The organism is Pseudomonas sp. GD03862 (assembly GCF_029840855.1).
GTDB classification, from domain to species: domain Bacteria; phylum Pseudomonadota; class Gammaproteobacteria; order Pseudomonadales; family Pseudomonadaceae; genus Aquipseudomonas; species Aquipseudomonas alloputida.
Window position 1 is genome coordinate 13223 of sequence record NZ_JAOCDI010000019.1, and the last position, 23867, is coordinate 37089.

A 23867-nucleotide genomic window follows, 5' to 3' on the forward strand; every position below is an offset into this window, starting at 1 on the left:
CGTTTGTGATAACATCCGGCAGTTTCCAAGACCGCCCATCACGGCGGCCTTCATTGCGCAGATCCATGGCACAACTCATTGATTTGTCGTAAGTCGTCGCACCCTTATGCGCTGCGGCGGCGAGCTTCGTTCGGCCCTTGATGGAGCTGCGAAGTTTCACCAGAAAAAGGAATCAGGCTTCTCATGGGCGAACTGGCCAAAGAAATCCTCCCGGTCAATATCGAAGACGAACTGAGACAGTCCTACCTCGACTACGCGATGAGCGTGATTGTCGGGCGAGCGCTGCCCGATGCGCGTGACGGCTTGAAGCCCGTGCATCGCCGCGTTCTCTATGCGATGAGCGAACTGGGCAACGACTGGAACAAGCCGTACAAGAAATCCGCCCGTGTGGTCGGTGACGTGATCGGTAAGTACCACCCGCACGGCGACACTGCGGTCTACGACACCATCGTGCGTATGGCCCAACCGTTCTCGTTGCGCTACCTGCTGGTCGACGGCCAGGGCAACTTCGGTTCGGTGGACGGCGACAACGCTGCTGCCATGCGATACACCGAAGTGCGCATGACCAAACTGGCCCACGAACTGCTGGCCGACCTGCACAAGGAAACCGTCGACTGGGTGCCCAACTACGACGGCACCGAGCAGATCCCGGCGGTCATGCCGACGCGTATTCCCAACCTGCTGGTCAACGGTTCCAGCGGTATTGCCGTGGGCATGGCGACCAACATTCCGCCGCATAACCTCGGCGAGGTCATCGATGGCTGCCTGGCGCTCATCGACAACCCGGAAGTCACCATCGATGAGCTGATGCAGTTCATCCCTGGCCCGGACTTCCCGACTGCCGGCATCATCAACGGTCGTCAGGGCATCATCGAGGCCTATCGCACCGGCCGTGGCCGCATCTACATGCGCGCCCGCTCCGAGATCGAAGACATCGACAAGGTTGGCGGCCGCCAGCAGATCGTGATCACCGAGCTGCCGTACCAGCTGAACAAGGCGCGTCTGATCGAAAAGATCGCCGAGCTGGTCAAAGAGAAGAAGATCGAAGGCATCACCGAGCTGCGCGACGAGTCCGACAAGGACGGCATGCGCATCGTCATCGAGCTGCGTCGCGGCGAGGTGCCGGAGGTGGTGCTGAACAACCTCTACCAGCAAACCCAGCTGCAGAGCGTATTCGGCATCAACGTGGTGGCCCTGGTCGACGGCCGTCCGCGCCTGCTCAACCTCAAGGACCTGCTCGAAGCGTTCGTCCGCCACCGCCGTGAAGTGGTGACCCGCCGTACCGTATTCGAGCTGCGCAAGGCCCGTGAACGTGGCCATATCCTTGAAGGCCAGGCGGTTGCGCTGTCCAACATCGACCCGGTCATTGCCCTGATCAAGGCCTCGCCGACGCCGTCCGAAGCCAAGGAAGCCCTGGTTTCCACGCCGTGGGAATCCAGTGCTGTGCAGGTCATGGTCGAGCGCGCCGGCGCCGATTCCTGCCGCCCTGAGGACCTGCCGGAGCAGTATGGCCTGCATGACGGCAAGTACTTCCTGTCGCCGGAACAGGCCCAGGCCATTCTCGACCTGCGCCTGCACCGCCTGACCGGCCTGGAGCACGAGAAGCTGCTGGCCGAGTACCAGGAAATCCTCGAGCAGATTGGCGAGTTGATCCGCATCCTCAGCAGCGCCGAGCGCCTGATGGAAGTGATTCGCGAGGAGCTGGAGGCCATCCGTGCCGAGTACGGCGATGTGCGCCGCACCGAAATCCTCAATGCCAGCCACGACCTCAACTACGGCGACATGATCCCGGAAGAAGAGCGCGTGGTCACCATCTCCCATGGTGGTTATGCCAAGACCCAGCCATTGTCCGCCTACCAGGCCCAGCGCCGCGGCGGCAAAGGCAAGTCGGCGACCGGCGTGAAGGACGAGGACTACATCGAGCACCTGCTGGTCGCCAACAGCCATGCCACCCTGTTGCTGTTCTCCAGCAAGGGCAAGGTGTACTGGAAGAAGACCTACGAAATCCCCGAAGCGTCCCGCGCTGCCCGCGGTCGTCCGCTGGTCAACCTGCTGCCGCTGGAGGAGGGTGAGCGCATCACCGCCATGCTGCAGATCGACCTTGAAGCACTGCAGCAGAACGCCGACCTCGACGAAGAACTGGACGAGGCTGAAGACACCGTGCTCGAGGGTGAGCTGGTAGAGGCCGAGGAAGTCGACGAAGAAGACGGCGACACCCCGGAGTGGGTTGCAGAGCCGACCGGCGCGTACATCTTCATGGCGACCGCTTCCGGTACCGTCAAGAAGACCCCGCTGGTGCAGTTCGCCCGTCCGCGCTCCAACGGCCTGATCGCCCTGAAGCTGAAGGAAGGCGACACCCTGATTGCCGCGGCCATCACCGATGGCGCCAAGGAAGTCATGATGTTCTCCGACGCTGGCAAGGTCATCCGCTTTGCCGAGAGCGTCGTGCGTGAAATGGGCCGCAACGCCCGTGGTGTGCGTGGCATGAAGCTGGGCAAAGGCCAACGGATCATTTCGATGCTGATCCCGGAGTCCGGCTCGCAGATCCTCACCGCCTCCGAGCGTGGCTTTGGCAAGCGCACCCCGCTGTCCAAGTTCCCGCGTCGCGGCCGCGGTGGCCAGGGTGTGATCGCCATGGGTACCAAAGGGCGCAACGGCCTGCTGATCGGTGCTATCCAGGTGCAGGAAGGCGAGGAGATCATGCTGATTTCCGACCAGGGCACGCTGGTTCGCACCCGGGTTGGCGAGGTGTCCAGCCTCAGTCGCAACACCCAGGGCGTTACGCTGATCAAGCTGGCGGCCGATGAGACACTGGTGGGCCTGGAGCGTATCCAGGAGCCGTCCGAGGACGAACTCGATGAAGTGATCGAGACGGACGAGGAGGGTGTCGAGGCTGTAGCGCCAGACAATGAAAATGAAGAAGCTGCGGGTGCCGACGAGGCCCCGCAAGAGTAAGCAAGCGTAAACCCGAGCGGGGCGACCAAGGTCGCCCCGTTTGACTGATAACAGCTGGCAAAGCCCGGCCTTGTGGGAGCGGGCATGCCCGCGAAGCAGACACTGCGGTAGATGGCACCGGCTTTGCCGGTGTTCGCGGGCTCGCCCGCTCCCACAGGGTCGCTGCTAACCCATGTGATAGTTTTTGTTCTATTTGGCAGAGCGAGAGTGGATGTGAGCAAACGAGCCTTTAACTTCTGCGCAGGCCCTGCCGCGCTTCCTGACGCTGTCCTGCAGCGCGCACAGGCCGAGATGCTGGACTGGCGTGGCAAGGGGTTGTCGGTGATGGAAATGAGCCATCGCAGCGACGATTACGTGGCCATCGCCGAAAAGGCCGAGCAGGACCTGCGTGACCTGCTGTCCGTCCCCTCCAACTACAAGGTGCTGTTCCTGCAAGGGGGCGCCAGCCAGCAGTTCGCTGAAATCCCGCTGAACCTGCTGCCGGAAAACGGCACGGCCGACTACATCGAAACCGGTATCTGGTCGAAAAAGGCCATCGAGGAAGCGCGCCGTTTCGGCAACGTCAACGTCGCCGCCACTGCCAAGCCTTACGACTACCTGGCCATCCCCGGCCAGAACGAGTGGAACCTGACCAAAAACGCAGCCTACGTGCACTATGCGTCCAACGAGACCATTGGTGGCCTGCAGTTTGACTGGGTGCCGCAAACCGGTGACGTGCCGCTGGTGGTCGATATGTCGTCCGACATCCTCTCGCGCCCGATCGATGTGTCGCAGTTCGGCCTGATCTACGCCGGCGCGCAGAAGAATATCGGCCCAAGCGGCCTGGTGGTGGTGATCGTGCGCGAAGACCTGTTGGGCCATGCCCGCAGCAGCTGCCCGACCATGCTCGACTACAAGGTTTCGGCTGACAACGGCTCGATGTACAACACCCCGGCCACCTACTCCTGGTACCTCTCGGGCCTGGTCTTCGAGTGGCTGAAAGAGCAGGGCGGTGTCGAGGCCATGGAGCAGCGCAACCGTGCCAAGAAAGACCGCCTTTACGGCTTCATCGACCGCAGCGAGTTCTACACCAACCCGATCAGCGTCAACGCCCGTTCGTGGATGAACGTGCCGTTCCGCCTGGCTGACGAGCGCCTGGACAAGGCCTTCCTCGCTGGCGCCGACGCGCGTGGCCTGCTCAACCTCAAGGGCCACCGTTCGGTTGGCGGCATGCGCGCGTCCATCTACAACGCCCTGGGCCTGGAAGCGGTAGAAGCGCTGGTAGGCTACATGGCTGAATTCGAGAAGGAGCATGGCTGACATGTCCGAACAGGAGCTCAAGGCGCTGCGCGTGCGCATCGACAGCCTCGACGAGAAAATCCTCGAGCTGATCAGCGACCGCGCCCGCTGCGCCGAAGAAGTGGCCCGGGTCAAGACGGCCTCGCTGAAAGAAGGCGAGAAGCCGGTGTTCTACCGTCCCGAGCGTGAAGCTGCGGTGCTCAAGCGCGTGATGGAGCGCAACAAGGGCCCGCTGGGCAACGAAGAGATGGCGCGGCTGTTCCGCGAAATCATGTCGTCGTGCCTGGCCCTGGAAGAGCCGCTGAAAATCGCCTACCTCGGCCCAGAGGGCACCTTCACCCAGGCGGCGGCCATGAAGCACTTTGGCCACGCGGTGATCAGTCGGCCGATGGCGGCCATCGACGAAGTGTTCCGTGAAGTGGCGGCCGGTGCCGTCAACTTCGGTGTGGTGCCGGTGGAAAACTCCACTGAAGGTGCGGTCAGCCACACCCTGGACAGCTTCCTCGAGCATGACATGGTGATTTGCGGTGAGGTCGAGCTGCGTATCCACCACCACCTGCTGGTGGGCGAGAACACCAAGACCGACAGCATCACCCGCATCTACTCCCACGCCCAGTCGCTGGCCCAGTGCCGAAAGTGGCTGGACGCTCACTACCCGAACGTGGAGCGCGTGGCCGTATCGAGCAATGCCGAAGCGGCCAAGCGGGTCAAGGGCGAGTGGAACTCGGCGGCGATCGCCGGCGATATGGCGGCCAACCTGTACGGCTTGACCCGTCTGGCCGAGAAGATCGAAGACCGCCCGGACAACTCCACGCGCTTCCTGATGATCGGTAACCAGGAAGTACCGCCGACCGGCGACGACAAGACCTCGATCATCGTTTCGATGAGCAACAAGCCAGGTGCGTTGCATGAGTTGCTGGTGCCGTTCTATCAGAACGGCATCGACCTGACCCGCATCGAGACCCGCCCGTCGCGCAGCGGCAAGTGGACCTACGTGTTCTTCATCGACTTCGTCGGCCACCACCGCGACCCGCTGATCAAGGCGGTGCTCGAGCAGATCAGCCAGGAGGCTGTGGCGCTGAAGGTGCTGGGCTCTTATCCGAAGGCGGTGCTTTGATTCAGGGGCCTTGGGGCTGCCTTGCAGCCCTTCGCGGGCATGCCCGCTCCCACAGTGAGCATGTGATGCCGATCTCTGTGGGAGCGGGCTAGCCCGCGAAGGGCCGCGCCGCGGCCCCAATGGCCCTCACAGGCTACCTAGATTTCTGAACAGGGTTCGCACCAGTGGTAAATGCAGCAAAAACCAAACCCGCGCCCATCATCGACCGCCTGGTCGTGGTCGGTCTAGGCCTGATCGGCGGCTCGTTCGCCAAGGGCCTGCGTGAAAGCGGCCTGTGCCGCGAAGTGGTCGGTGTCGACCTGGATGCCCCCTCGCGCAAGCAGGCCGTGGCCCTGGGCGTGGTCGACCGCTGCGAAGAAGACCTTGCCGCCGCTTGTGTGGGCGCCGATGTCATCCAGCTGGCCGTACCGATCCTGGCCATGGAAAAAGTCCTCGCGCGCCTGGCCCTGCTCGACCTGGGTGATGCGATCATCACCGACGTCGGCAGCGCCAAGGGCAACGTCGTGCGTGAGGCGCGTGCCGTCTTCGGTGCCCGCCTGCCGCGCTTCGTCCCGGGCCACCCCATCGCCGGTTCCGAGCAGAGCGGGGTAGAGGCGTCCAATGCCACCTTGTTCCGTCGGCACAAGGTCATCCTCACGCCGCTGGCCGAAACCGACCCCGCCGCGCTGGCCCTGGTTGACCGCCTGTGGCGTGCGCTGGACGCCGATGTGGAGCACATGTCGGTCGAGCGCCATGACGAAGTACTGGCCGCCACCAGCCATCTGCCACACCTGCTGGCCTTTGGCCTGGTCGACTCACTGGCCAAACGCAATGAAAACCTCGAGATCTTCCGGTACGCTGCGGGTGGGTTCCGCGATTTCACAAGAATCGCCGGCAGCGATCCGACCATGTGGCATGACATCTTCCTCGCCAACCGCGACGCTGTCCTGCGCACGCTTGATACATTTCGCAGTGATCTCGACGCCCTGCGCGACGCGATCGCTGAAGGGGATGGGCACCAGCTGCTGGGTGTATTCACCCGCGCACGGGTTGCCCGCGAGCATTTCAGTAAAATCCTGGCCCGCCGGGCCTATGTGGACGCTATGAACGCCAACGATCTGATTTTCCAGGCCCAACCGGGTGGCCGCCTGAACGGGCGGATCCGTGTACCGGGCGACAAGTCGATTTCCCATCGCTCGATCATGCTCGGCTCGCTGGCCGAAGGTACTACCGAGGTCGAAGGCTTCCTCGAAGGCGAAGATGCGCTGGCGACCCTGCAGGCATTCCGTGACATGGGTGTGGTCATCGAAGGCCCCAACCACGGTCGTGTGACCATTCACGGCGTGGGCCTGCATGGCCTGAAGCCGCCACCAGGGCCGCTGTACGTAGGTAACTCCGGTACTTCGATGCGCCTGCTGTCGGGCCTGTTGGCCGGTCAGCCGTTCGATGTCACCATGACCGGCGACGCCTCGCTGTCCAAGCGCCCGATGAACCGTGTGGCCAACCCGCTGCGCGAAATGGGTGCTGTGGTCGAGACCGGCCCGGACGGCCGTCCGCCGCTGACCATCCGCGGTGGCCACAAGCTCAAAGGGTTGACCTACACGCTGCCGATGGCTAGCGCCCAGGTCAAATCCTGCCTGCTGCTGGCCGGCCTGTACGCCGAAGGCAAGACCACTGTCACCGAGCCTGCGCCTACCCGTGACCACACCGAGCGCATGCTGCGCGGTTTTGGCTATTCGGTCGACAGCAATGGCCCGGTGGCCTCGCTGCAGTCCGGTGGCAAACTGACCGCTACGCGGATCGAAGTGCCGGCTGACATTTCCTCGGCAGCGTTCTTCCTGGTCGCAGCCTCTATCGCTGAAGGCTCCGAGCTGGTGCTGGAGCATGTCGGCATCAACCCGACCCGTACTGGCGTGATCGACATCCTGCGCCTGATGGGCGGCGACATCACCCTGGAAAACCAGCGTGAAGTGGGTGGCGAACCCGTGGCCGACCTGCGTGTGCGCGGTGCCAAGCTGAAGGGTATCGACATTCCTGAAGCGTTGGTGCCACTGGCCATCGACGAATTCCCGGTCTTGTTCGTGGCCGCTGCCTGCGCTGAAGGGCGTACCGTGCTGCGTGGCGCCGAAGAGCTGCGGGTGAAGGAGTCCGATCGTATCCAGGTGATGGCCGATGGCCTCACCACCTTGGGCATCAAGTGCGAGCCGACCCCGGACGGCATCATCATCGACGGCGGCCAGATGGGCGGCGGCGAAGTGCATGGGCATGGTGACCACCGCATCGCCATGGCCTTCAGCGTGGCTTCGCTGCGCGCCAGTGCGCCGATTCGCATTCACGACTGCGCCAACGTCGCCACCTCGTTCCCCAACTTCCTGGCGCTGTGCGCCGAAGTGGGGATTCGCGTGGCAGAAGAGGGCAAGTCGTGAATTCAATGGCACCGGTTATCACCATCGACGGACCAAGCGGCTCGGGCAAGGGCACGGTCGCCGGGCTGATTGCCCGCGAGCTGGGCTGGAAGCTGCTGGACTCCGGCGCGCTGTATCGCTTGCTGGCATTCAATGCCAGCAACCACGGCGTCGACCTGACCAACGAAGAGCTGCTGACCAAGCTTGCCGCCCATCTGGATGTGCAGTTCATCGCTGCCGAGCCCGGTAAGCTACAACAGATCATCCTTGAGGGTGAGGACGTCAGCAACGTCATCCGTACCGAAACCGTCGGTGCCGGTGCATCGATGGTGGCCTCGCTGCCGGCAGTGCGTGATGCGCTGCTGGTCCGTCAGCGTGAGTTCCGCGAAGTGCCGGGGCTGATTGCTGACGGTCGCGACATGGGTACCGTGGTGTTCCCGGATGCGCCATTGAAGGTCTTCCTCACCGCCAGCGCGGAGGAGCGCGCACGTCGCCGCTACCTGCAGTTGAAGGGCAAGGGTGAAGATGTTAGTCTGTCGAGTCTGCTGGATGAGATTCGTGCGCGTGATGAACGTGACACCCAACGTGCAGTGGCCCCGCTGAAGCCAGCGGCCGATGCCATTCAGTTGGACTCTACCGAGTTGTCCATCGAGCAGGTGTTGCAACGTATCAGAAGCGAGATCGCCCAGCGCGACCTTATCTGATAGCCAGGAAAGCAGGCAGGGGCACCAGTCAACGTCCTGCCGGCTTTCCTTTACTTAAAACGAACCCACATTGTCTGGAATGTGGTTATGGGCGTCTGTTTCGCCCGAATCTACAGGAATTAAAATGAGCGAAAGCTTTGCAGAACTCTTTGAAGAAAGCCTGAAAACCCTCAATCTTCAGCCGGGTGCGATCATCACCGGTATCGTTGTCGACATCGACGGCGACTGGGTTACCGTACACGCTGGCCTGAAGTCCGAGGGCGTCATCCCGCTCGAGCAGTTCTACAACGAAGCTGGCGAGCTGACCATCAAGGTCGGTGACGAAGTTCACGTTGCGCTGGACGCGGTCGAAGACGGCTTTGGCGAAACCAAGCTGTCCCGTGAAAAAGCCAAGCGCGCCGAGTGCTGGATTGTTCTGGAAGCAGCTTTCGCCGCCGAAGAAGTGGTCAAGGGCGTTATCAACGGTAAGGTTAAGGGCGGCTTCACTGTCGACGTTAACGGCATCCGTGCGTTCCTGCCGGGCTCCCTGGTTGATGTCCGCCCAGTGCGCGACACCACCCACCTGGAAGGCAAAGAGCTGGAATTCAAGGTCATCAAGCTGGACCAGAAGCGCAACAACGTTGTCGTTTCCCGTCGCAGCGTGCTGGAAGCCGAGAACAGCGCCGAGCGCGAAGCCCTGCTGGAAACCCTGCAGGAAGGCCAGCAAGTCAAAGGTATCGTCAAGAACCTCACCGACTACGGCGCATTCGTGGACCTGGGCGGTATCGACGGCCTGCTGCACATCACCGACATGGCCTGGAAGCGCATCAAGCACCCATCGGAAATCGTTAACGTTGGCGACGAAGTCGACGTACGCGTTCTGAAGTTCGACCGTGAGCGCAACCGCGTTTCGCTGGGTCTGAAGCAGATGGGCGAAGATCCGTGGGTAGCTATCACTGCCCGTTACCCAGAAGGTACTCGCGTACAGGCTCGCGTTACCAACCTGACCGACTACGGCTGCTTCGCTGAGCTGGAAGAAGGCGTTGAAGGTCTGGTACACGTTTCCGAAATGGACTGGACCAACAAGAACATCCACCCGTCGAAAGTCGTTCAGGTTGGCGACGAAGTGGAAGTCATGGTTCTGGACATCGACGAAGAGCGTCGTCGTATCTCCCTGGGCATCAAGCAGTGCAAGTCCAACCCATGGGAAGACTTCTCCGGCCAGTTCAACAAGGGTGACAAGATCACCGGTACCATCAAGTCGATCACCGACTTCGGTATCTTCATTGGTCTGGACGGCGGCATCGACGGTCTGGTTCACCTGTCCGACATCTCCTGGAACGAAACCGGCGAAGAAGCCGTGCGTCGTTTCAAGAAGGGCGACGAGCTGGAAACCGTCATCCTGTCGGTTGACCCAGAGCGCGAGCGCATCTCCCTGGGCATCAAGCAGCTGGAAGACGATCCGTTCTCCAACTTCGTTGCTGTCAATGACAAGGGCGCTATCGTCAAGGGCATCGTGAAAGAAGTTGACGCCAAAGGCGCCATCGTCACCCTGGCCGACGACATCGAAGCCACTCTGAAAGCTTCCGAAATCAGCCGTGACCGCGTTGAAGACGCGCGTAACGTTCTGAAAGAAGGCGAAGAGATCGAAGCCAAGATCATCAGCGTTGACCGCAAGTCCCGCGTTATCAGCCTGTCGATCAAATCGAAAGACGACGCTGAAGAGCGCGAAGCTATCCAGAGCCTGAAAAACGCTCCGGAAGCTGCTGCCGACACCACCATGGCTGCGCTGCTGCGCGAAGCAATGGCCAAGCAGAACTGAGTTCTGTTTGATCGGTAAAAAGGGCGACCCTCGGGTCGCCCTTTTTTTTGCTCCGCAACCAGGTGGCGCGGCGGATGGCACTGCTGGAACACGCCAGCTTCAGGCTGGCGAAGCCCGTTGTAGGAGCGGGTTCACCCGCGAATCAGGCGGCGCGGTGGATGGCACCGGCTTCGCCGGTGTTCGCGGGTAAACCCGCTCCTACACCGATGGCGCTGGATCACACTCGCCTCAGGCCGACACGCCCCGTTGTAGGAGCGGGCTTGCCCGCGAATCAGGCAGCGCTGGCCTGTCTGAGTGGTAGACCATTCTTGAATTACTTCAATCTTGAATTTTTTTATTAAGTCAAGATCCACCCTGTTCAAATCCTTCCCAGCGTGCTACAAACTGGTTAAGCAATGATCTAGCTGCTTGATAACGAAGGGAAAAATATGACGAAGTCGGAGCTGATCGAACGTATTGTCACCCATCAGGGGCTGCTCTCGTCCAAGGATGTTGAGCTGGCCATCAAGACCATGCTTGAGCAGATGTCACAATGCCTGGCTACCGGCGATCGCATCGAGATCCGCGGTTTTGGCAGCTTCTCGCTGCACTATCGCGCCCCTCGCGTAGGCCGTAACCCGAAGACCGGCCAGTCGGTCAGCCTCGAAGGCAAGTTCGTGCCGCACTTCAAGCCCGGCAAAGAGTTGCGTGACCGGGTCAATGAAGACGAGCATGAAGAGGCCCACACCTGATTCCACAAGGAGCAATCTGATGCGTAACCTCAAGCGCGCCCTGGCGGCGGTGTTCGTGCTGCTATTGGCGGCTGTGGTGTTGTTCTTCGTGCTGGAGAACCAGCAAGCCGTGTCATTGGTCCTGTTCGGTTGGGCTGCACCCGCCATGCCGGTTGCTGTCCTGGTGTTGGCTGCCTTGGTCATTGGCCTTGCAGTCGGGCCGTTGCTGGGGGCCTACGGCGTGCAGCGCAGCAAGCGCAAGATCAGGGCTTCTGCTCGTCAGGCGGCATTGAACGGCAACTAAGGAAATTTCCTACACCTACTAAAGAAAGGTTCACCTATGCATGCGTCGGTCGTCATGGAGTAATAGTCCACTTCATTTTCGGTCCAGGCGAGTGTGCGCAGCATGGAATATCCCAGCCTTTCCCATCACGGTGGTACCCGGGGTGTCACCGGGTCCTGTCACCAGTTGCACCTCGGCCCATCCACCAGTTTGCTGGTCGACTGCGGGCTGGAACAGGGAAGTGATGCGCCGCCCGGTGCAGAATCCGCCCCCCTCGGTTTTGACATCCAGGGTATTCAGGCCCTGGTCATCACCCATGTCCATCTCGACCATGTTGGGCGCATCCCTGCGCTGCTGGCAGCGGGTTACCGTGGCCCTATCCTGTGCAGCGAGCCCTCGGCCCGGCTGCTGCCGCTGGTGCTGGAAGACGCCTACAAGCTGAGCATCAGCAGCGAGCCTGCGCAGGTGGCGCGCTATCTCGATTTCATCCGTGACCTTATCGTGCCGCTGCCCTTCGAGCAGTGGCACACGGTGGTTGAGTACCCTGGTCTTGCCTGTCGTATTCGCCTGCAGCGTGCAGGGCATCTGCTGGGTTCCGCTTATGTCGAGTGCGATATGCAGCATGAGCAAACCAACAGCCGGTATGTGTTTTCTGGCGATCTGGGCGCTTGTGGCAACCCGCTGCTGCGCCCGGTGCAGCCCCCGGAGCGTGCTGACGTGCTGGTGCTGGAAAGCACCTACGGCGACCGCCTGCACCCGCAGGCAGACGACCGCCGTCAGGGGCTGGAAGACGCCATCGACCGAGCCCTCGCCGACAAGGGCACCCTCCTGATTCCTGCATTCAGTCTTGGTCGCACGCAGGAGCTGTTGTACGAGCTGGAAGACATTCTGCACCGCAAAGCCCTGCTGAACACTACCGGCCCGGCTCCGGACGGTGAGCCAATCGACTGGTCACAGTTGCCCATCATCCTCGATTCGCCCTTGGCTCAGCGCATCACCAGCGTGTATCGGGAGCTGCACGAATACTGGAATGCAGAAGCCAGGGCGCGTGTTGCAGCTGGGCGCGATCCACTCGGCTTCAGCCAACTGATCTGTGTGGACACCCATGCCCGCCACCAGCAGGTGGTCAATTACCTCAAGAGCACCGGGCGACCGGCGATCGTGATTGCCGGCAATGGCATGTGTTCGGGTGGGCGCATCGTCAATTACCTCAAGGCCATGCTGGGGGATCCGCGGCATGAGGTGATGTTTGTGGGGTACCAGGCTAAGGGGACTCCGGGGGCGGTGATACAGGCGAGTGAGGGGGCTGAAGGTTTCGTGCAGCTAGATCTGGATGGAGAGGCTTGCGAGATTCGGGCTAAGGTGATGACGTTGAGTGGGTATTCTGGGCATGCGGATCAGGCCGGTCTCTTGGTATTCGCGACCGGAATACAGCATGCGCCCACTAAGATAGTGCTAGTGCACGGAGAGAGAGCTTCGAAAAACATGTTGGCATCCGTACTGAAGCAAGCGTTTGCGCGCGGTACATCAAGTACGCGTATTTCAGTTCCTGGTTGACCACTCTGCAGAGATTTTGAGGGCGCACAGCTACCTGGGAACCACTAACATCATAAGAACTCCAATCGTGTTCGTTTCATTCGTCTTGACCGGACGGTCTTGGTAGGGTGCAATTACGTGATGCATGCAGGCAAATTGACGCTACGCGATGCCACGTACCTCTATGGTGAGGCCTGTAGATCAAGTGCTTGGCCCGTACCAAGGATGAGCTCAGTGTTTGAATGATGTTAGACGGCCCCTAGGATAATCAGAATAAATGCGTAACGAACCTCAGTGCCCAAATCGTGATGATGAAATCGACCTTTTCGAATTGATGCAGGGAATATGGCGCCAGAGGTTGTGGGTGGGGGTGGTCGCTACACCAATTGTAGCGGCGGGCGTTGCTTATGCATTGTTGGCCACGCCAGTCTACGAGGCGAGGCTATTTGTAGAGCCGCCCAGCCAGAATGATATTGCGCAGTTGAATCTCGGCCGTGGTGGTGAGTCTGGCTTGAGCTACCTGACCGTGAAGGATGTGTATGACATCCACCTTCAGGCATTGCAGTCAGAGGGCGTGCGCTACGCTTTTTTCCGTGATGTGTATTTGCCAAGCTTGAGTGAAGAAAGGCGTAAGGGTTCGCGCGATTCGTTGTACAGCGAGTTTGCCAATTTGCTGGCTGTGGCGCCTGCAGGCAAAGGTTCCTCTACGCGCTACATGGTCACTGCTTCGGTTGCCGACCCTCAGCAGGCGGCTAAGTGGGTAGTGGCGTACAACGAGCTTGCCGCGGGGAACGCCAAACGTGAAGTGCTCGAAAGCAATCGCAGTGACATGCTAGTCAAGGCGGACAACCTGCAAACTCAGATTGACGCTCGGAAAGCCAGCGCGCGACGGGAGCGTGAAGACAACATTGTACGGTTGAAGGAGGCGCTGCTAGTTGCGAAATCCATTGGTCTGGAAAAACCACCAGTCATTTCGCAATCGCTGACCGATGAAGTGTCTGCGGCAATGGGGGGGGCGCTCACCTACATGCGAGGGAGCAAAGCGTTGGAGTCCGAGATCGCGAACCTTGAAGCGCGTACCTCTGATGAGCCGTTCATTCGTGGCCTACGTCCCTTGCAAGAAAAGGTCACGTTTTACCGTAATCTGAAGATTGACCCATCGGATATAAATGTGTTTGAACAGGATGGTGCTGTGGAGCTGCCGGACCGACCGGTCAAACCGAAAAGGGCGCTTATCGTTGTGCTGAGCGCAGTGCTGGGCCTCGGTGCTGGTGTTCTGTTGGCATTCGGCAGAGACCTCTGGATTCGGCGTCGGTCATTTTGAGTACCCCGCTTGTGAGCGATCGGTTTTAGTTGATATCAAAATACTGTTACGTGAGGGGCGATGACCGTTTTTCATAGGGCAAGGAGCCTGCCTTGATGACGTAAGGTAGTGCAAAGGTGTAGTGTGGATGGTCCGTCTATCACGAGATAGAGCGCGTTGGCGGGCTGTCGTTGCCGAGTTCATGGCGGGTCTGCGCCTCGAATCACGGTCGTACTGTTTTAGCTGGAGTTCATCCCCTCGTAGGATGAAATAGACATCTTAAACACCCCGCCTCCTGTCATATGTGCAGGCGGGTAATAGAGAAGGGTGGTTCACGCGATATGACGGATCTCAAGAAGCAGGCGGTTGAAAAGTTCAAGGGTAGAACAGCTCTGATAGGTATAGTAGGGCTTGGGTATGTTGGCCTGCCCCTCATGCTGCGTTATAACGCTATCGGCTTTAACGTTTTAGGCATAGACATTGACGAAGTAAAAGTTGGGCGCTTGAACGCAGGCCAGAGCTACATTGAGCATCTTTCCAGTGAGCGAATCGCTGCGGCTCGCCAGCAAGGGTTCGAGGCGACCTCAGATTTTAGTCGGGCCAGCGAATGTGACGCCCTCATTCTTTGCGTTCCTACGCCTCTGAATAAATATCGCGAACCTGACATGAGCTTCGTCATCAATACAACCGATGCGATAAAACCCTATTTGCGGGGCGGTCAGGTAGTGTCGCTGGAAAGTACTACCTACCCGGGTACCACCGAGGAGGAGCTGCTGCCGCGCCTGCAAGAAGGTGGTTTGAAGGTAGGGGAGGATATCTTCCTTGTTTATTCTCCAGAGCGGGAAGACCCGGGTAATCCGAACTTCGAAACACGAACGATTCCCAAAGTCATCGGCGGGCATACGCCAAGTTGCCTGGAAGTCGGCATCGCCCTGTATGACCAGGCTATCGAGAAAGTCGTACCGGTGAGTTCGACCAAGGCTGCCGAGATGACCAAGCTGCTAGAGAACATTCATCGTGCCGTCAACATCGGTCTGGTCAACGAAATGAAAATTGTCGCTGACCGCATGGGTATCGATATCTTCGAAGTGGTGGATGCAGCGGCAACCAAGCCATTCGGTTTTACCGCTTACTATCCCGGTCCGGGGCTTGGCGGACACTGCATTCCTATCGATCCTTTCTACCTGACCTGGAAGGCGCGTGAGTACGGTGTCAACACCCGCTTCATCGAGCTCTCGGGTGAGGTCAACCAGGGTATGCCGGAGTATGTTCTCGGTAAGCTGATGGATGGTCTGAATGAGTCAGGCAAGGCTCTGAAAGGGAGTCGAATCTTGGTGCTGGGAATTGCTTATAAGAAGAACGTCGATGACATGCGCGAATCGCCTTCGGTCGAGATTATGGAGTTGATCCAGGCTAAAGGTGGCGTGGTGGCCTACAGTGACCCGCATGTGCCGGTATTCCCGAAAATGCGCGAGCATCATTTCGACCTTCGCAGTGAGCCCTTGACGGCAGAAAACCTGGCTTCGTTCGATGCTGTGCTGTTGGCTACCGACCATGACAAGTTCGACTATGCGCTGATCGAAGCCAAGGCCAGGTTGATCGTAGACAGCCGTGGTAAGTACCGTTCTCCAGCTGCTCATATCATCAAGGCTTGAGCCTCGAGTCGATTCGCCCATCCGCCCGGGTTCTGGCTTCGGGCGGGTTCACCTGTTTGGTAAGGAAAGTTCATGAAGAATTTCGCACTGATCGGCGCCGCTGGTTACATTGCCCCCCGGCATATGCGGGCCATCAAGGACACCGGCAATCGCCTGGTCTCGGCCTACGACATCAATGATTCTGTGGGCATCATCGACAGCATCTCTCCTCAAAGCGAGTTCTTCACCGAGTTTGAATTTTTCCTCGAGCATGCACACAGCCTGAAGCGAGAAGCCGCGAGCGCGCTGGACTATGTCTCGATCTGCTCGCCGAATTACCTGCATTACCCACATATCGCTGCGGGTTTACGCCTGGGTTGCGATGTGATCTGCGAGAAGCCGCTGGTCCCAACGCCAGAAATGCTAGATCAGCTTTCGCTTATCGAAAATGAAACGGGTAAGCGCTTGTATAACATCCTGCAACTTCGTCATCACCAGGCGATTATCAAGCTCAAGGACAAGGTTGCCGCTGAGAACCGTGTACACAAATACGAAGTCGACCTTACCTATATCACTTCACGCGGCAAGTGGTACCTGAAGAGTTGGAAAGGTGACCCTCGCAAGTCGTTTGGGGTTGCTACCAATATTGGTGTCCACTTCTACGACATGCTTCATTTCATCTTCGGCAAGCTGCAGCGCAACGTCGTGCACTATTCATCCGAGCACAAGGCCGCCGGCTACCTTGAGTACGAGAAAGCGCGCGTGCGCTGGTTCCTTTCGGTAGATGCCAACGACCTACCCGAGTCCGTAAAAGGTAAAAAGCCAACTTACCGTTCAATCACTGTGGATGGCGAGGAAATGGAGTTCTCCGAAGGGTTCACCGACCTGCACACCACCAGCTATGAAGAAATTCTGGCAGGGCGTGGCTACGGTATCGAGGACGCCCGCCATTGTGTGGAGACCGTCAACGTAATCCGCAGCGCCGCTATAGCGCAGGCCAAGGACAACGAGGCGCACCCTTTCGTCCTCGGGCTTTCTCGCTGAAAACCCAGGGATAGCGGGCGGCCCGCAGGCCGCCTTTCCACGTGCGATACATTCAGTAAGGTCTTTGCCAGCTTGCCCAATAACAATGAAACTTTGCCGCAGGACTTGAACACGTTACGGTCGCGTAAGGGCATGCGGCTGGACGTTCAGGGGCTGCGCGCGGTAGCGGTTTTGGCTGTTCTTATCTGCCACATGGGCAGCGCATGGCTCCCGGCGGGGTTCGTCGGCGTCGAAGTGTTTTTCGTCATATCGGGTTTTATCATTACGGCGCTACTGACTGAGCCAGGGCAGAAGATCCACCTGGCAGGCTTCTACCTGAACCGTATTAAACGCATTGTTCCCGCGTACGCCGCCATGCTGGCGGCGGCCATTCTGCTAGTGTGGAGCACGATGAGAGTGGAGACGGGCGCGCAGGGCAGCCACTATTTCTCGCTCCTCGCTCGCATACCTGAATTCCTGGTGGGGGGCGTAGCCGCTCTCGGTCTACGGGATCGTGAAATACCCTCGCTTGTTTCGACGCTTCTCGGCTTGCTGGGCCTGGGCTTGCTTGCAGCCAGCTTTGTGCTGATTGATAAAACTCTATTCCCCGGTTTATGGTTGCTCGCACCTTGTTTAGGCACCGCACTGGTGATCGCGGCACGCCGAGGCCATGTCAATAATCTCCTGGCCACCCCAGGCTGGGTATGGGTCGGGGGCATCTCTTACTCTCTATATCTATGGCGAGCAGGGCAGGTGTGCATTTTCTGGACCTCTCCAATTCAGGTTTTTTGCCGACGCCCCTTACGAGCATGGAACGGTTATCTACTTGGATAACCACCATCTGAATGAAGTCGGCGCGCGTCGCTACGGATATTTTGCGCGCGGGCGGCTACAGCAGTTGTACGACCAAACTCAATCCAGCGTGAGTCTCAAGTAATGAATCATTATCAGCATCCTAGTGCAATCGTCGATGAAGGCGCGCAGATTGGCAAAGATTCGCGTGTTTGGCATTTCGTCCATATATGTAGCGGTGCCCGGATCGGTGCAGGCGTTTCCCTTGGACAAAACGTCTTTGTCGGCAACAAGGTCGTGATTGGTGACCGCTGCAAGATTCAGAACAACGTGTCGGTGTACGACAACGTCACATTGGAGGAAGGGGTATTCTGCGGGCCGAGCATGGTCTTCACCAACGTCTACAACCCACGTTCGCTCATCGAGCGCAAGGACCAGTATCGGGACACCCTTGTGAAGAAAGGCGCAACTCTGGGGGCGAACTGCACGATCGTTTGCGGGGTCACAATTGGTGAATTTGCTTTTGTAGGTGCGGGCGCGGTGGTCAATAAGGACGTACCGGCCTATGCGCTGATGGTCGGAGTGCCGGCCAAACAGATCGGCTGGATGAGTGAGTTTGGCGAGCAACTGGATGTAGGCGTAGATGGCCAAGCCATTTGCTCACAAACAGGTGCAACGTACGTAGTACGCGGTAATTCCCTTGAAAAACTGGATGTTTGATCATGATTGAGTTCATCGACCTGAAACAGCAACAAACACGCATAAAGGCGTCTATCGATGCCGGTATTCAGCGCGTATTGAGTCATGGTCAATACATCTTGGGTCCTGAAGTAGCCGAGTTGGAGGACCGACTGGCGGCTTATGTCGGGGCGGCTCACTGCATCACCTGTGCCAATGGCACTGATGCCTTGCAAATTGTTCAAATGGCACTTGGTGTCGGGCCTGGTGACGAAGTTATCACGCCCGGTTTCACCTATATTGCGACGGCTGAAACTGTTGCGTTGCTCGGTGCGAAGCCTGTGTACGTCGATGTTGATGAGCGCACATGCAACCTGGATGTAGCGCAACTGGAGGCCGCCATAACGCCGCGTACGAAAGCGATAGTCCCCGTCTCGCTTTACGGGCAGTGCGCTGATTTTGATGCGATCAACCAGATTGCAGAAAAATATAATCTACCGGTTATTGAGGATGCGGCGCAGAGCTTTGGAGCTACTTACAATGGGCGGCGCTCTTGTGGGTTGACCACGGTGGCATGCACCAGTTTTTTTCCAAGTAAACCCCTCGGCGGTTATGGTGATGGTGGTGCGATATTTACAAACGACCCAGCGCTTGCTCTTATTATTCGTCAGATTGCCCGACACGGCCAGGAAAAGCGTTATCACCATATAAGGGTAGGCGTCAACAGTCGGCTCGATACCCTACAGGCCGCTGTACTTCTGGCGAAGCTCGATATTTTTGATAGTGAAATAGTGCTTCGTCAGCAGGCGGCGAAACGCTACTGTGAGCTTTTGAGTGGGCACGATTCAATCAAGCTCCCTCATATTGCAGCGGGGAATTCCTCGGTCTTTGCCCAATTCACTGTCCAGGTAGAGGATCGGGAGAAAGTCCAGGCTGAGTTGAAAAGTCGTGGGGTGCCGAGTGTGGTTCACTATCCCATTCCTCTTAATAAACAAACCGCAGTCGCTTCTGACGCTTATCTCCCGGTAGGGGATGCACTGGCGACTAAGGTATTGAGCTTGCCGATGCATCCCTATTTGAGTGAGGTCGAAATCAAAGCTGTAGCAGACGCTCTAATTAGTGCGTGCGGTAAGAATAAATGAAAGTTTTTGAGTATGTTTCGTCGTACTGGCGAGATGTTTTTTTGCAAGCCTCAGGAAATACGGTAGCACAAGTCGTTGGGGTGTTGGGTATTCCGTTGCTGTCAAGGTTGTATGCGCCCCAAGAGTTCGCGTTGCAAAGTATTTTCCTGCAGCTCGTCATGTTCTTCGCGGGTGTCATGACTTGGAGGTATGAGTATTTTTTTCAAATGCTTAAAGACGATCAGCAAGCGCGTTGGTTGTTATCTGGGATAATAAAGCTTGGCATTGTTTCTGGGGTTGTACTTACCATTGCGCTGTACGCGTTCTCGGCGGAAATTTCGCAACTGTTGTCCGTTGAACAAGGCGCTAATTTACTACTTATTGCACCTGTCAGTGCATTTCTAGTGTCCCTGGCGTTGGCGTTTCAACACAATGCCCAGCGCTTAGGTGACTACAAGATTTCCGCATTATCGGAAGTGTTTGGTAAATCATCCTATGTTGCGTCGGGCGCGTTGTTGGCGACGGTAAGCACGAGCGGTTTGGTTTTTACGACATTATTTAGTGCGTTGGGCAAAATTGGTGCCCTTCTGCGCTACTCTAAAGACCTTATCTACGGTGCTCGTGTACATGCGCCCAACACCATGAGCCCTTTTAAAAAGCATGCCAGTGGTGCCAATGCCATGGTGATGTCACATGTCTTGGTTACTGTTAGCAGTGCGGCACCCATTTTTTTCATATCGGCCGTATACGGTACGGAAGTACTTGGGCAATTTTCGATGGTCATGGCAACGATCTTCCTTCCCTCTGGACTGATAGGTGCAGCTATAGGCCAGGTTTTCTATCAGCGTGCGGCGTCGCACGCGGAGGAACCGCTGGTTCTTAGAGGGCTCTGGAACATGACCATACGAAAACTGACGCTATTTGGAGTTCCAATCTATTTGTGCGCTGGTATTTTGTCCCCTTGGCTTTATCCGTTTGTTTTGGGAAGCCAATGGGGTGATGCGGGACTGTACGCGCAAGTTTTGATGGTTGCCGCGCTCAGTGCCTTCGTCAGTACGCCCTTGGATCGCGTCTCATTGGTGCTTCGCTACAACTGGTATATGCCTGCATTACATGTGTTCAGGCTGACAGCAACAGGAGTGCTACTTGCGCTCGCTACTCATTTCGCCCTTGATTTCAAAGACTTCTTGCTATTTTATGTCGTGCAGGTATCGGCCGTGTATCTTCTCGATCTTTTGTTTGCTCATTTTTTGATCGTTCACGCGGTCAGGAACGGTGCGGCGGCAATGGGAGAGTCTTGATGTATGGTTGATATAATCAAAGTTTTGCGCATGGGTATGCTGTGATTGGCAAGGTAAGTTGTGTCGGGATAAATGGCATGCGTCGGCTAACCGAGAGCGATAGATCATAATGAGCAATGAAGTGTCGGGTCGTTATAGGGAGCAGGATGCTTTAGTGTTGCCAGGCTCTTTGGTGTTAGTAAGGTTGGCGCGCATAAAACTACTGGTGGCTGTGGTATTTTATGTTTGTGCACTTATTTACGGCCATGATCGATACCTTTCTCTAGTGCAGGGGTTTTGGGGGTTCAATTCGCCTAGCTTTAATCTTGGCAGTATGCTGCTTATCATCGTCCTGGCTGTGGTTCCTGTTTTTGTTATGCCTTTATACCTGACAAGGCCGTCTACTTTATTTATTTATGCTTTGGTATTTTGCGTTTACCTACCAGCGATCGTCATCGGAATGCTTAATCATGAAGACTCCCTTGATCGTTACTTCTGGTTATTCTTTTGTTTTTGCATCGGTCTTGTCGGTTGTTGCTTGGCTGTTCGCTGTGTTCCCTTGCGAAGTAACGCTTCCAGATCGTTGTCGAGGCCTTTGGTGCTTGCCTGCGTGCTGGGTTCGCTAACTTCCTTCTTGGTCTTGTTTCTGACGTATCGGGACATTCTTTCGTTTTCGGGTGCGGATGATATTTATGCGCAAAGGGAGAAGGGGGCGGCTACATCCTTGTTTATAGGCTACTGCCAGGTTTATTTGGCTTATTTTTTATCGCCGGTGCTTTTTGCTACCGGTTTAGTGTCGAGGCGTGTCCTGATCGCGTTGCTCGGCTTTGCTGGTTTTATTTTTGTGTTCATGATCACCGCTGAGCGAACGGTGTTTCTCATGCCTTTCGCAATGTTTTTGTTGGCTTTCATTTTCAAAAGGCGTGGCGGTAATCCTAATAATCCTGCGTATTTGTTTGCGGGCGGCGGGATGATGATCTTTCTGATTGCTGCGCTCTACGATCAGGTAGGTATTTTCAGAGAGTTGGGCTTCTATTTTTATACACGTTTAATCGCTTATCCTGGCTTATTTGTTACCCAGTATTATGATCTCTTCGCAGCGCAAGGTTTTACTTACTGGGCTCACGTGTCTGGCATCGGTCGATTAGTTGATGTCCCTGCAGCGTTTGCAACTGATGAAAAATGGCCTCTTCTTGGCAAAATTCTGGCTGAGCGGGTGCTCGGTGTACAAAGCCAGTCTAATGCCAGTTTTGTGGCTACCGATGGCGTCGCCGCTGCCGGCGCCCCGGGAATACTGGTCATCTTCGTGCTTTACACAGCCTGGCTGATTGCACTTGATTGGGTGTCCCAAGGGTGGAACAAGGTGTTGCTGCTGACGGCACTTTTTCCTCTCGCATTTGTAACCACGAATGGACCTTTTTTTACCATGCTGGCTTCCTTTGGCGGAGGGCTGTGGATTGCCATGCTTTGGGCTGACAAGTTTAGAATAAAACTATGGGGGTATCGACTGTGATTGGATATATCATCTCGCGGATACTAAAAAAATCACGGGGATCTGCGCTGATCGACTCGCATGTTCCTCGTAGTTCGAAGGTAGAGTCTGGCAGTACGTTATTTTCCACACGTTTTGGTGAGCATAGCTTTTGCGGCTATGATTGCACGTTCATAAAAACTACTATTGGGTCATTTTGCTCAGTTGCCAATAATGTTGTGGTGGGTGGCGCGCGACACCCAATCGAGTACGTCTCGACCAGTCCCGTGTTTCTGGCGCATAAAGAGAGTATCAAGAAGAAATTCTCTCGGCATGAGTACCGTTGGGACCCTACCACGACCATAGGGCACGATGTCTGGATCGGGGAGGGCGTTTTGATAAAGGGTGGGATTACGATCGGAACCGGTGCTGTGATAGGCATGGGCAGCGTGGTTACCAAGGATGTCCCTCCTTATGCTATCTATGGCGGCAACCCGGCACGCTTGATCCGTTACAGATTTCCTGAGTCCATTGTTGAGGGACTTCTGAAAAGTCGTTGGTGGGAACTATCGGATGAGCAATTGAGTGTGGCTGCTGCCCATTTCACCGATCCAGAAGCTTTTTTGAAAAATCAGAATTTGCTATGAAAATCATTCATCTGTGTGTTTCATGTTTCTATATCGATGGCTATCGGTATCAAGAAAATGAGCTAGTGCGCGAGCACGTAGATACCGGCCACGATGTATTAGTGGTGGCGTCCACGGAAACCTATCTGGATAATTTGACCCTTGGCTATACCACGCCAGGTGATTATATGGGGACGGATGGAGCTCGCGTTATACGGTTACCTTACAGTGGTTTCGGTCCGTTCTTTTTGAGAAAGAAGCTCAGGATTCACAAACAACTGGGGCGTATTCTTGAGACGTTTGCTCCAGATGTGATCATGTTTCATGGGTTGTGTGGCTGGGAGTTGCGCACTGCGGCGCGGTACAAATGCAAGCACGCGAATGTTAAGCTTTATGTCGATAGTCATGAGGATGCAAATAATAGTGCGGTAAGCAGGTTGTCAAAACTGCTTCACAAATTTTACTACCGTCCAATCATTAGGGCGGCGCTCCCGAGCATAGACAAGGTGCTTTGCATTTCTCGAGAGACTCTCGATTTTTGCCGAAAACAATACGGCATCGACGATGCATCTATGGAGTTTTTCCCGCTGGGCGGAAGGATCGCCGATGACTCAAGCTATACAAAAAATCGGTCTGAAACACGCGCGATGCTGGGTATCGCCCCTGGTCAAACAGTGTTTATTCAGTCTGGGAAGTTTGATGAAAAAAAGAAGCTGGTTCAAAGTCTTCGGGCGTTCTCGCGATTGCAATCTGAAGGTTTCCAGTTTTTGATCGTTGGGCAATTGCATGACTCCATTGCCGAGGAGGCGCGTGAGCTCATTGCCAGAGACCCCCGTATCACTTTCTTGGGCTGGAAAACTGCCGATGAATTATACGATTTGTTGTGCGCGGCTGATGTGTATGTCCAGCCCGGGAGCCAATCAGCGACAATGCAGATGAGCCTCTGCGCTCGCCGGCCTGTTATCGTTGCTGACGTGCCCAGTCATGTTCCGTTTGTGCAGGGAAATGGATGGACCATTCGAGATGAAAGCGATTTGCTCAGCGCCTTTGCAAAGATTGAGGCAGATCCTGGAATATTGGATACTTACTCGAGGCGGTCTTATGAAATTGCTTCGAGTCTTTTGGATTATCGTCGCATGGCAAAGCGCCTGCTGACCTAATTGCTGGAAGC

At 56.8% G+C, this 23867-nt stretch carries 19 protein-coding genes; all 19 read left to right on the forward strand.

What is annotated here, in order from left to right:
• Positions 1-183: 183 nt before the first annotated feature.
• The 19 genes from gyrA (at position 184) to N5D53_RS14325 (ending at position 23856) form a co-directional block, all read left to right on the forward strand.
• On the forward strand, positions 184-2955 hold the full coding sequence (gene gyrA, locus N5D53_RS14235; protein ID WP_104962366.1) for a DNA gyrase subunit A: 2772 nt from the start codon (positions 184-186) through the stop codon (positions 2953-2955).
• A 213-nt stretch (positions 2956-3168) separates the two neighbouring features.
• The gene (gene serC / locus N5D53_RS14240) at positions 3169-4254 is read left to right on the forward strand and encodes a 3-phosphoserine/phosphohydroxythreonine transaminase (protein WP_010952806.1); all 1086 of its coding nucleotides are present in this window, start codon (positions 3169-3171) and stop codon (positions 4252-4254) included.
• The gene (gene pheA, locus N5D53_RS14245) at positions 4247-5350 is read left to right on the forward strand and encodes a prephenate dehydratase (protein WP_010952807.1); all 1104 of its coding nucleotides are present in this window, start codon (positions 4247-4249) and stop codon (positions 5348-5350) included. The genes serC and pheA overlap by 8 nt, the downstream gene beginning before the upstream one ends.
• 197 nt (positions 5351-5547) lie before the next feature.
• Positions 5548-7755 carry a bifunctional prephenate dehydrogenase/3-phosphoshikimate 1-carboxyvinyltransferase gene (locus tag N5D53_RS14250; protein WP_231114300.1) on the forward strand — a complete coding sequence of 736 codons (2208 nt, stop codon included), beginning with the start codon at positions 5548-5550 and terminating at the stop codon, positions 7753-7755.
• Positions 7752-8438: a (d)CMP kinase gene (cmk, locus tag N5D53_RS14255; protein ID WP_010952809.1), complete on the forward strand. Its 687-nt coding sequence runs from the start codon at positions 7752-7754 to the stop codon at positions 8436-8438. Before N5D53_RS14250 ends, cmk begins: the two co-directional genes overlap by 4 nt.
• A gap of 124 nt (positions 8439-8562) precedes the next feature.
• Entirely contained in the window at positions 8563-10239 is a 1677-nt protein-coding gene (gene rpsA, locus N5D53_RS14260; RefSeq protein ID WP_003252673.1) for a 30S ribosomal protein S1, read from the forward strand.
• Positions 10240-10667: 428 nt separating this feature from the next.
• Positions 10668-10970, forward strand: a complete 303-nt coding sequence (gene ihfB / locus N5D53_RS14265; RefSeq protein ID WP_010952810.1) for an integration host factor subunit beta — start codon at positions 10668-10670, stop codon at positions 10968-10970.
• Between the two features lie 19 nt (positions 10971-10989).
• Complete coding sequence (locus tag N5D53_RS14270) at positions 10990-11253, forward strand: lipopolysaccharide assembly protein LapA domain-containing protein (protein ID WP_047595005.1); 264 nt, start codon at positions 10990-10992, stop codon at positions 11251-11253.
• Between the two features lie 102 nt (positions 11254-11355).
• Positions 11356-12789, forward strand: a complete 1434-nt coding sequence (locus N5D53_RS14275) for an MBL fold metallo-hydrolase (protein ID WP_190870061.1) — start codon at positions 11356-11358, stop codon at positions 12787-12789.
• 256 nt (positions 12790-13045) lie between these two features.
• Positions 13046-14092 (forward strand): Wzz/FepE/Etk N-terminal domain-containing protein, encoded by a 1047-nt coding sequence (locus N5D53_RS14280; RefSeq protein WP_104962363.1) that lies wholly within the window; start codon positions 13046-13048, stop codon positions 14090-14092.
• A gap of 320 nt (positions 14093-14412) precedes the next feature.
• A complete protein-coding gene (gene wbpA, locus N5D53_RS14285; protein WP_104962362.1) occupies positions 14413-15726 on the forward strand; it encodes a UDP-N-acetyl-D-glucosamine 6-dehydrogenase in 1314 nt (437 codons plus the stop codon).
• Between the two features lie 72 nt (positions 15727-15798).
• Positions 15799-16749, forward strand: coding sequence for a UDP-N-acetyl-2-amino-2-deoxy-D-glucuronate oxidase (gene wbpB / locus N5D53_RS14290; protein ID WP_104962361.1), 951 nt, complete (start codon positions 15799-15801; stop codon positions 16747-16749).
• Between the two features lie 72 nt (positions 16750-16821).
• Positions 16822-17562 carry an acyltransferase gene (locus tag N5D53_RS14295; protein ID WP_279840477.1) on the forward strand — a complete coding sequence of 247 codons (741 nt, stop codon included), beginning with the start codon at positions 16822-16824 and terminating at the stop codon, positions 17560-17562.
• Between the two features lie 102 nt (positions 17563-17664).
• The gene (gene wbpD, locus N5D53_RS14300) at positions 17665-18240 is read left to right on the forward strand and encodes a UDP-2-acetamido-3-amino-2,3-dideoxy-D-glucuronate N-acetyltransferase (RefSeq protein ID WP_104962360.1); all 576 of its coding nucleotides are present in this window, start codon (positions 17665-17667) and stop codon (positions 18238-18240) included.
• 2 nt (positions 18241-18242) lie between these two features.
• Positions 18243-19340 (forward strand): DegT/DnrJ/EryC1/StrS family aminotransferase, encoded by a 1098-nt coding sequence (locus tag N5D53_RS14305; RefSeq protein ID WP_104962359.1) that lies wholly within the window; start codon positions 18243-18245, stop codon positions 19338-19340.
• On the forward strand, positions 19337-20620 hold the full coding sequence (locus tag N5D53_RS14310) for an oligosaccharide flippase family protein (RefSeq protein ID WP_104962358.1): 1284 nt from the start codon (positions 19337-19339) through the stop codon (positions 20618-20620). Before N5D53_RS14305 ends, N5D53_RS14310 begins: the two co-directional genes overlap by 4 nt.
• Before the next feature lie 109 nt (positions 20621-20729).
• The gene (locus tag N5D53_RS14315) at positions 20730-22112 is read left to right on the forward strand and encodes a hypothetical protein (protein WP_104962357.1); all 1383 of its coding nucleotides are present in this window, start codon (positions 20730-20732) and stop codon (positions 22110-22112) included.
• Entirely contained in the window at positions 22109-22717 is a 609-nt protein-coding gene (locus N5D53_RS14320; protein ID WP_274140432.1) for a CatB-related O-acetyltransferase, read from the forward strand. Before N5D53_RS14315 ends, N5D53_RS14320 begins: the two co-directional genes overlap by 4 nt.
• Positions 22714-23856: a glycosyltransferase family 4 protein gene (locus N5D53_RS14325; RefSeq protein ID WP_104962355.1), complete on the forward strand. Its 1143-nt coding sequence runs from the start codon at positions 22714-22716 to the stop codon at positions 23854-23856. The genes N5D53_RS14320 and N5D53_RS14325 overlap by 4 nt, the downstream gene beginning before the upstream one ends.
• Positions 23857-23867 lie beyond the last annotated feature (11 nt).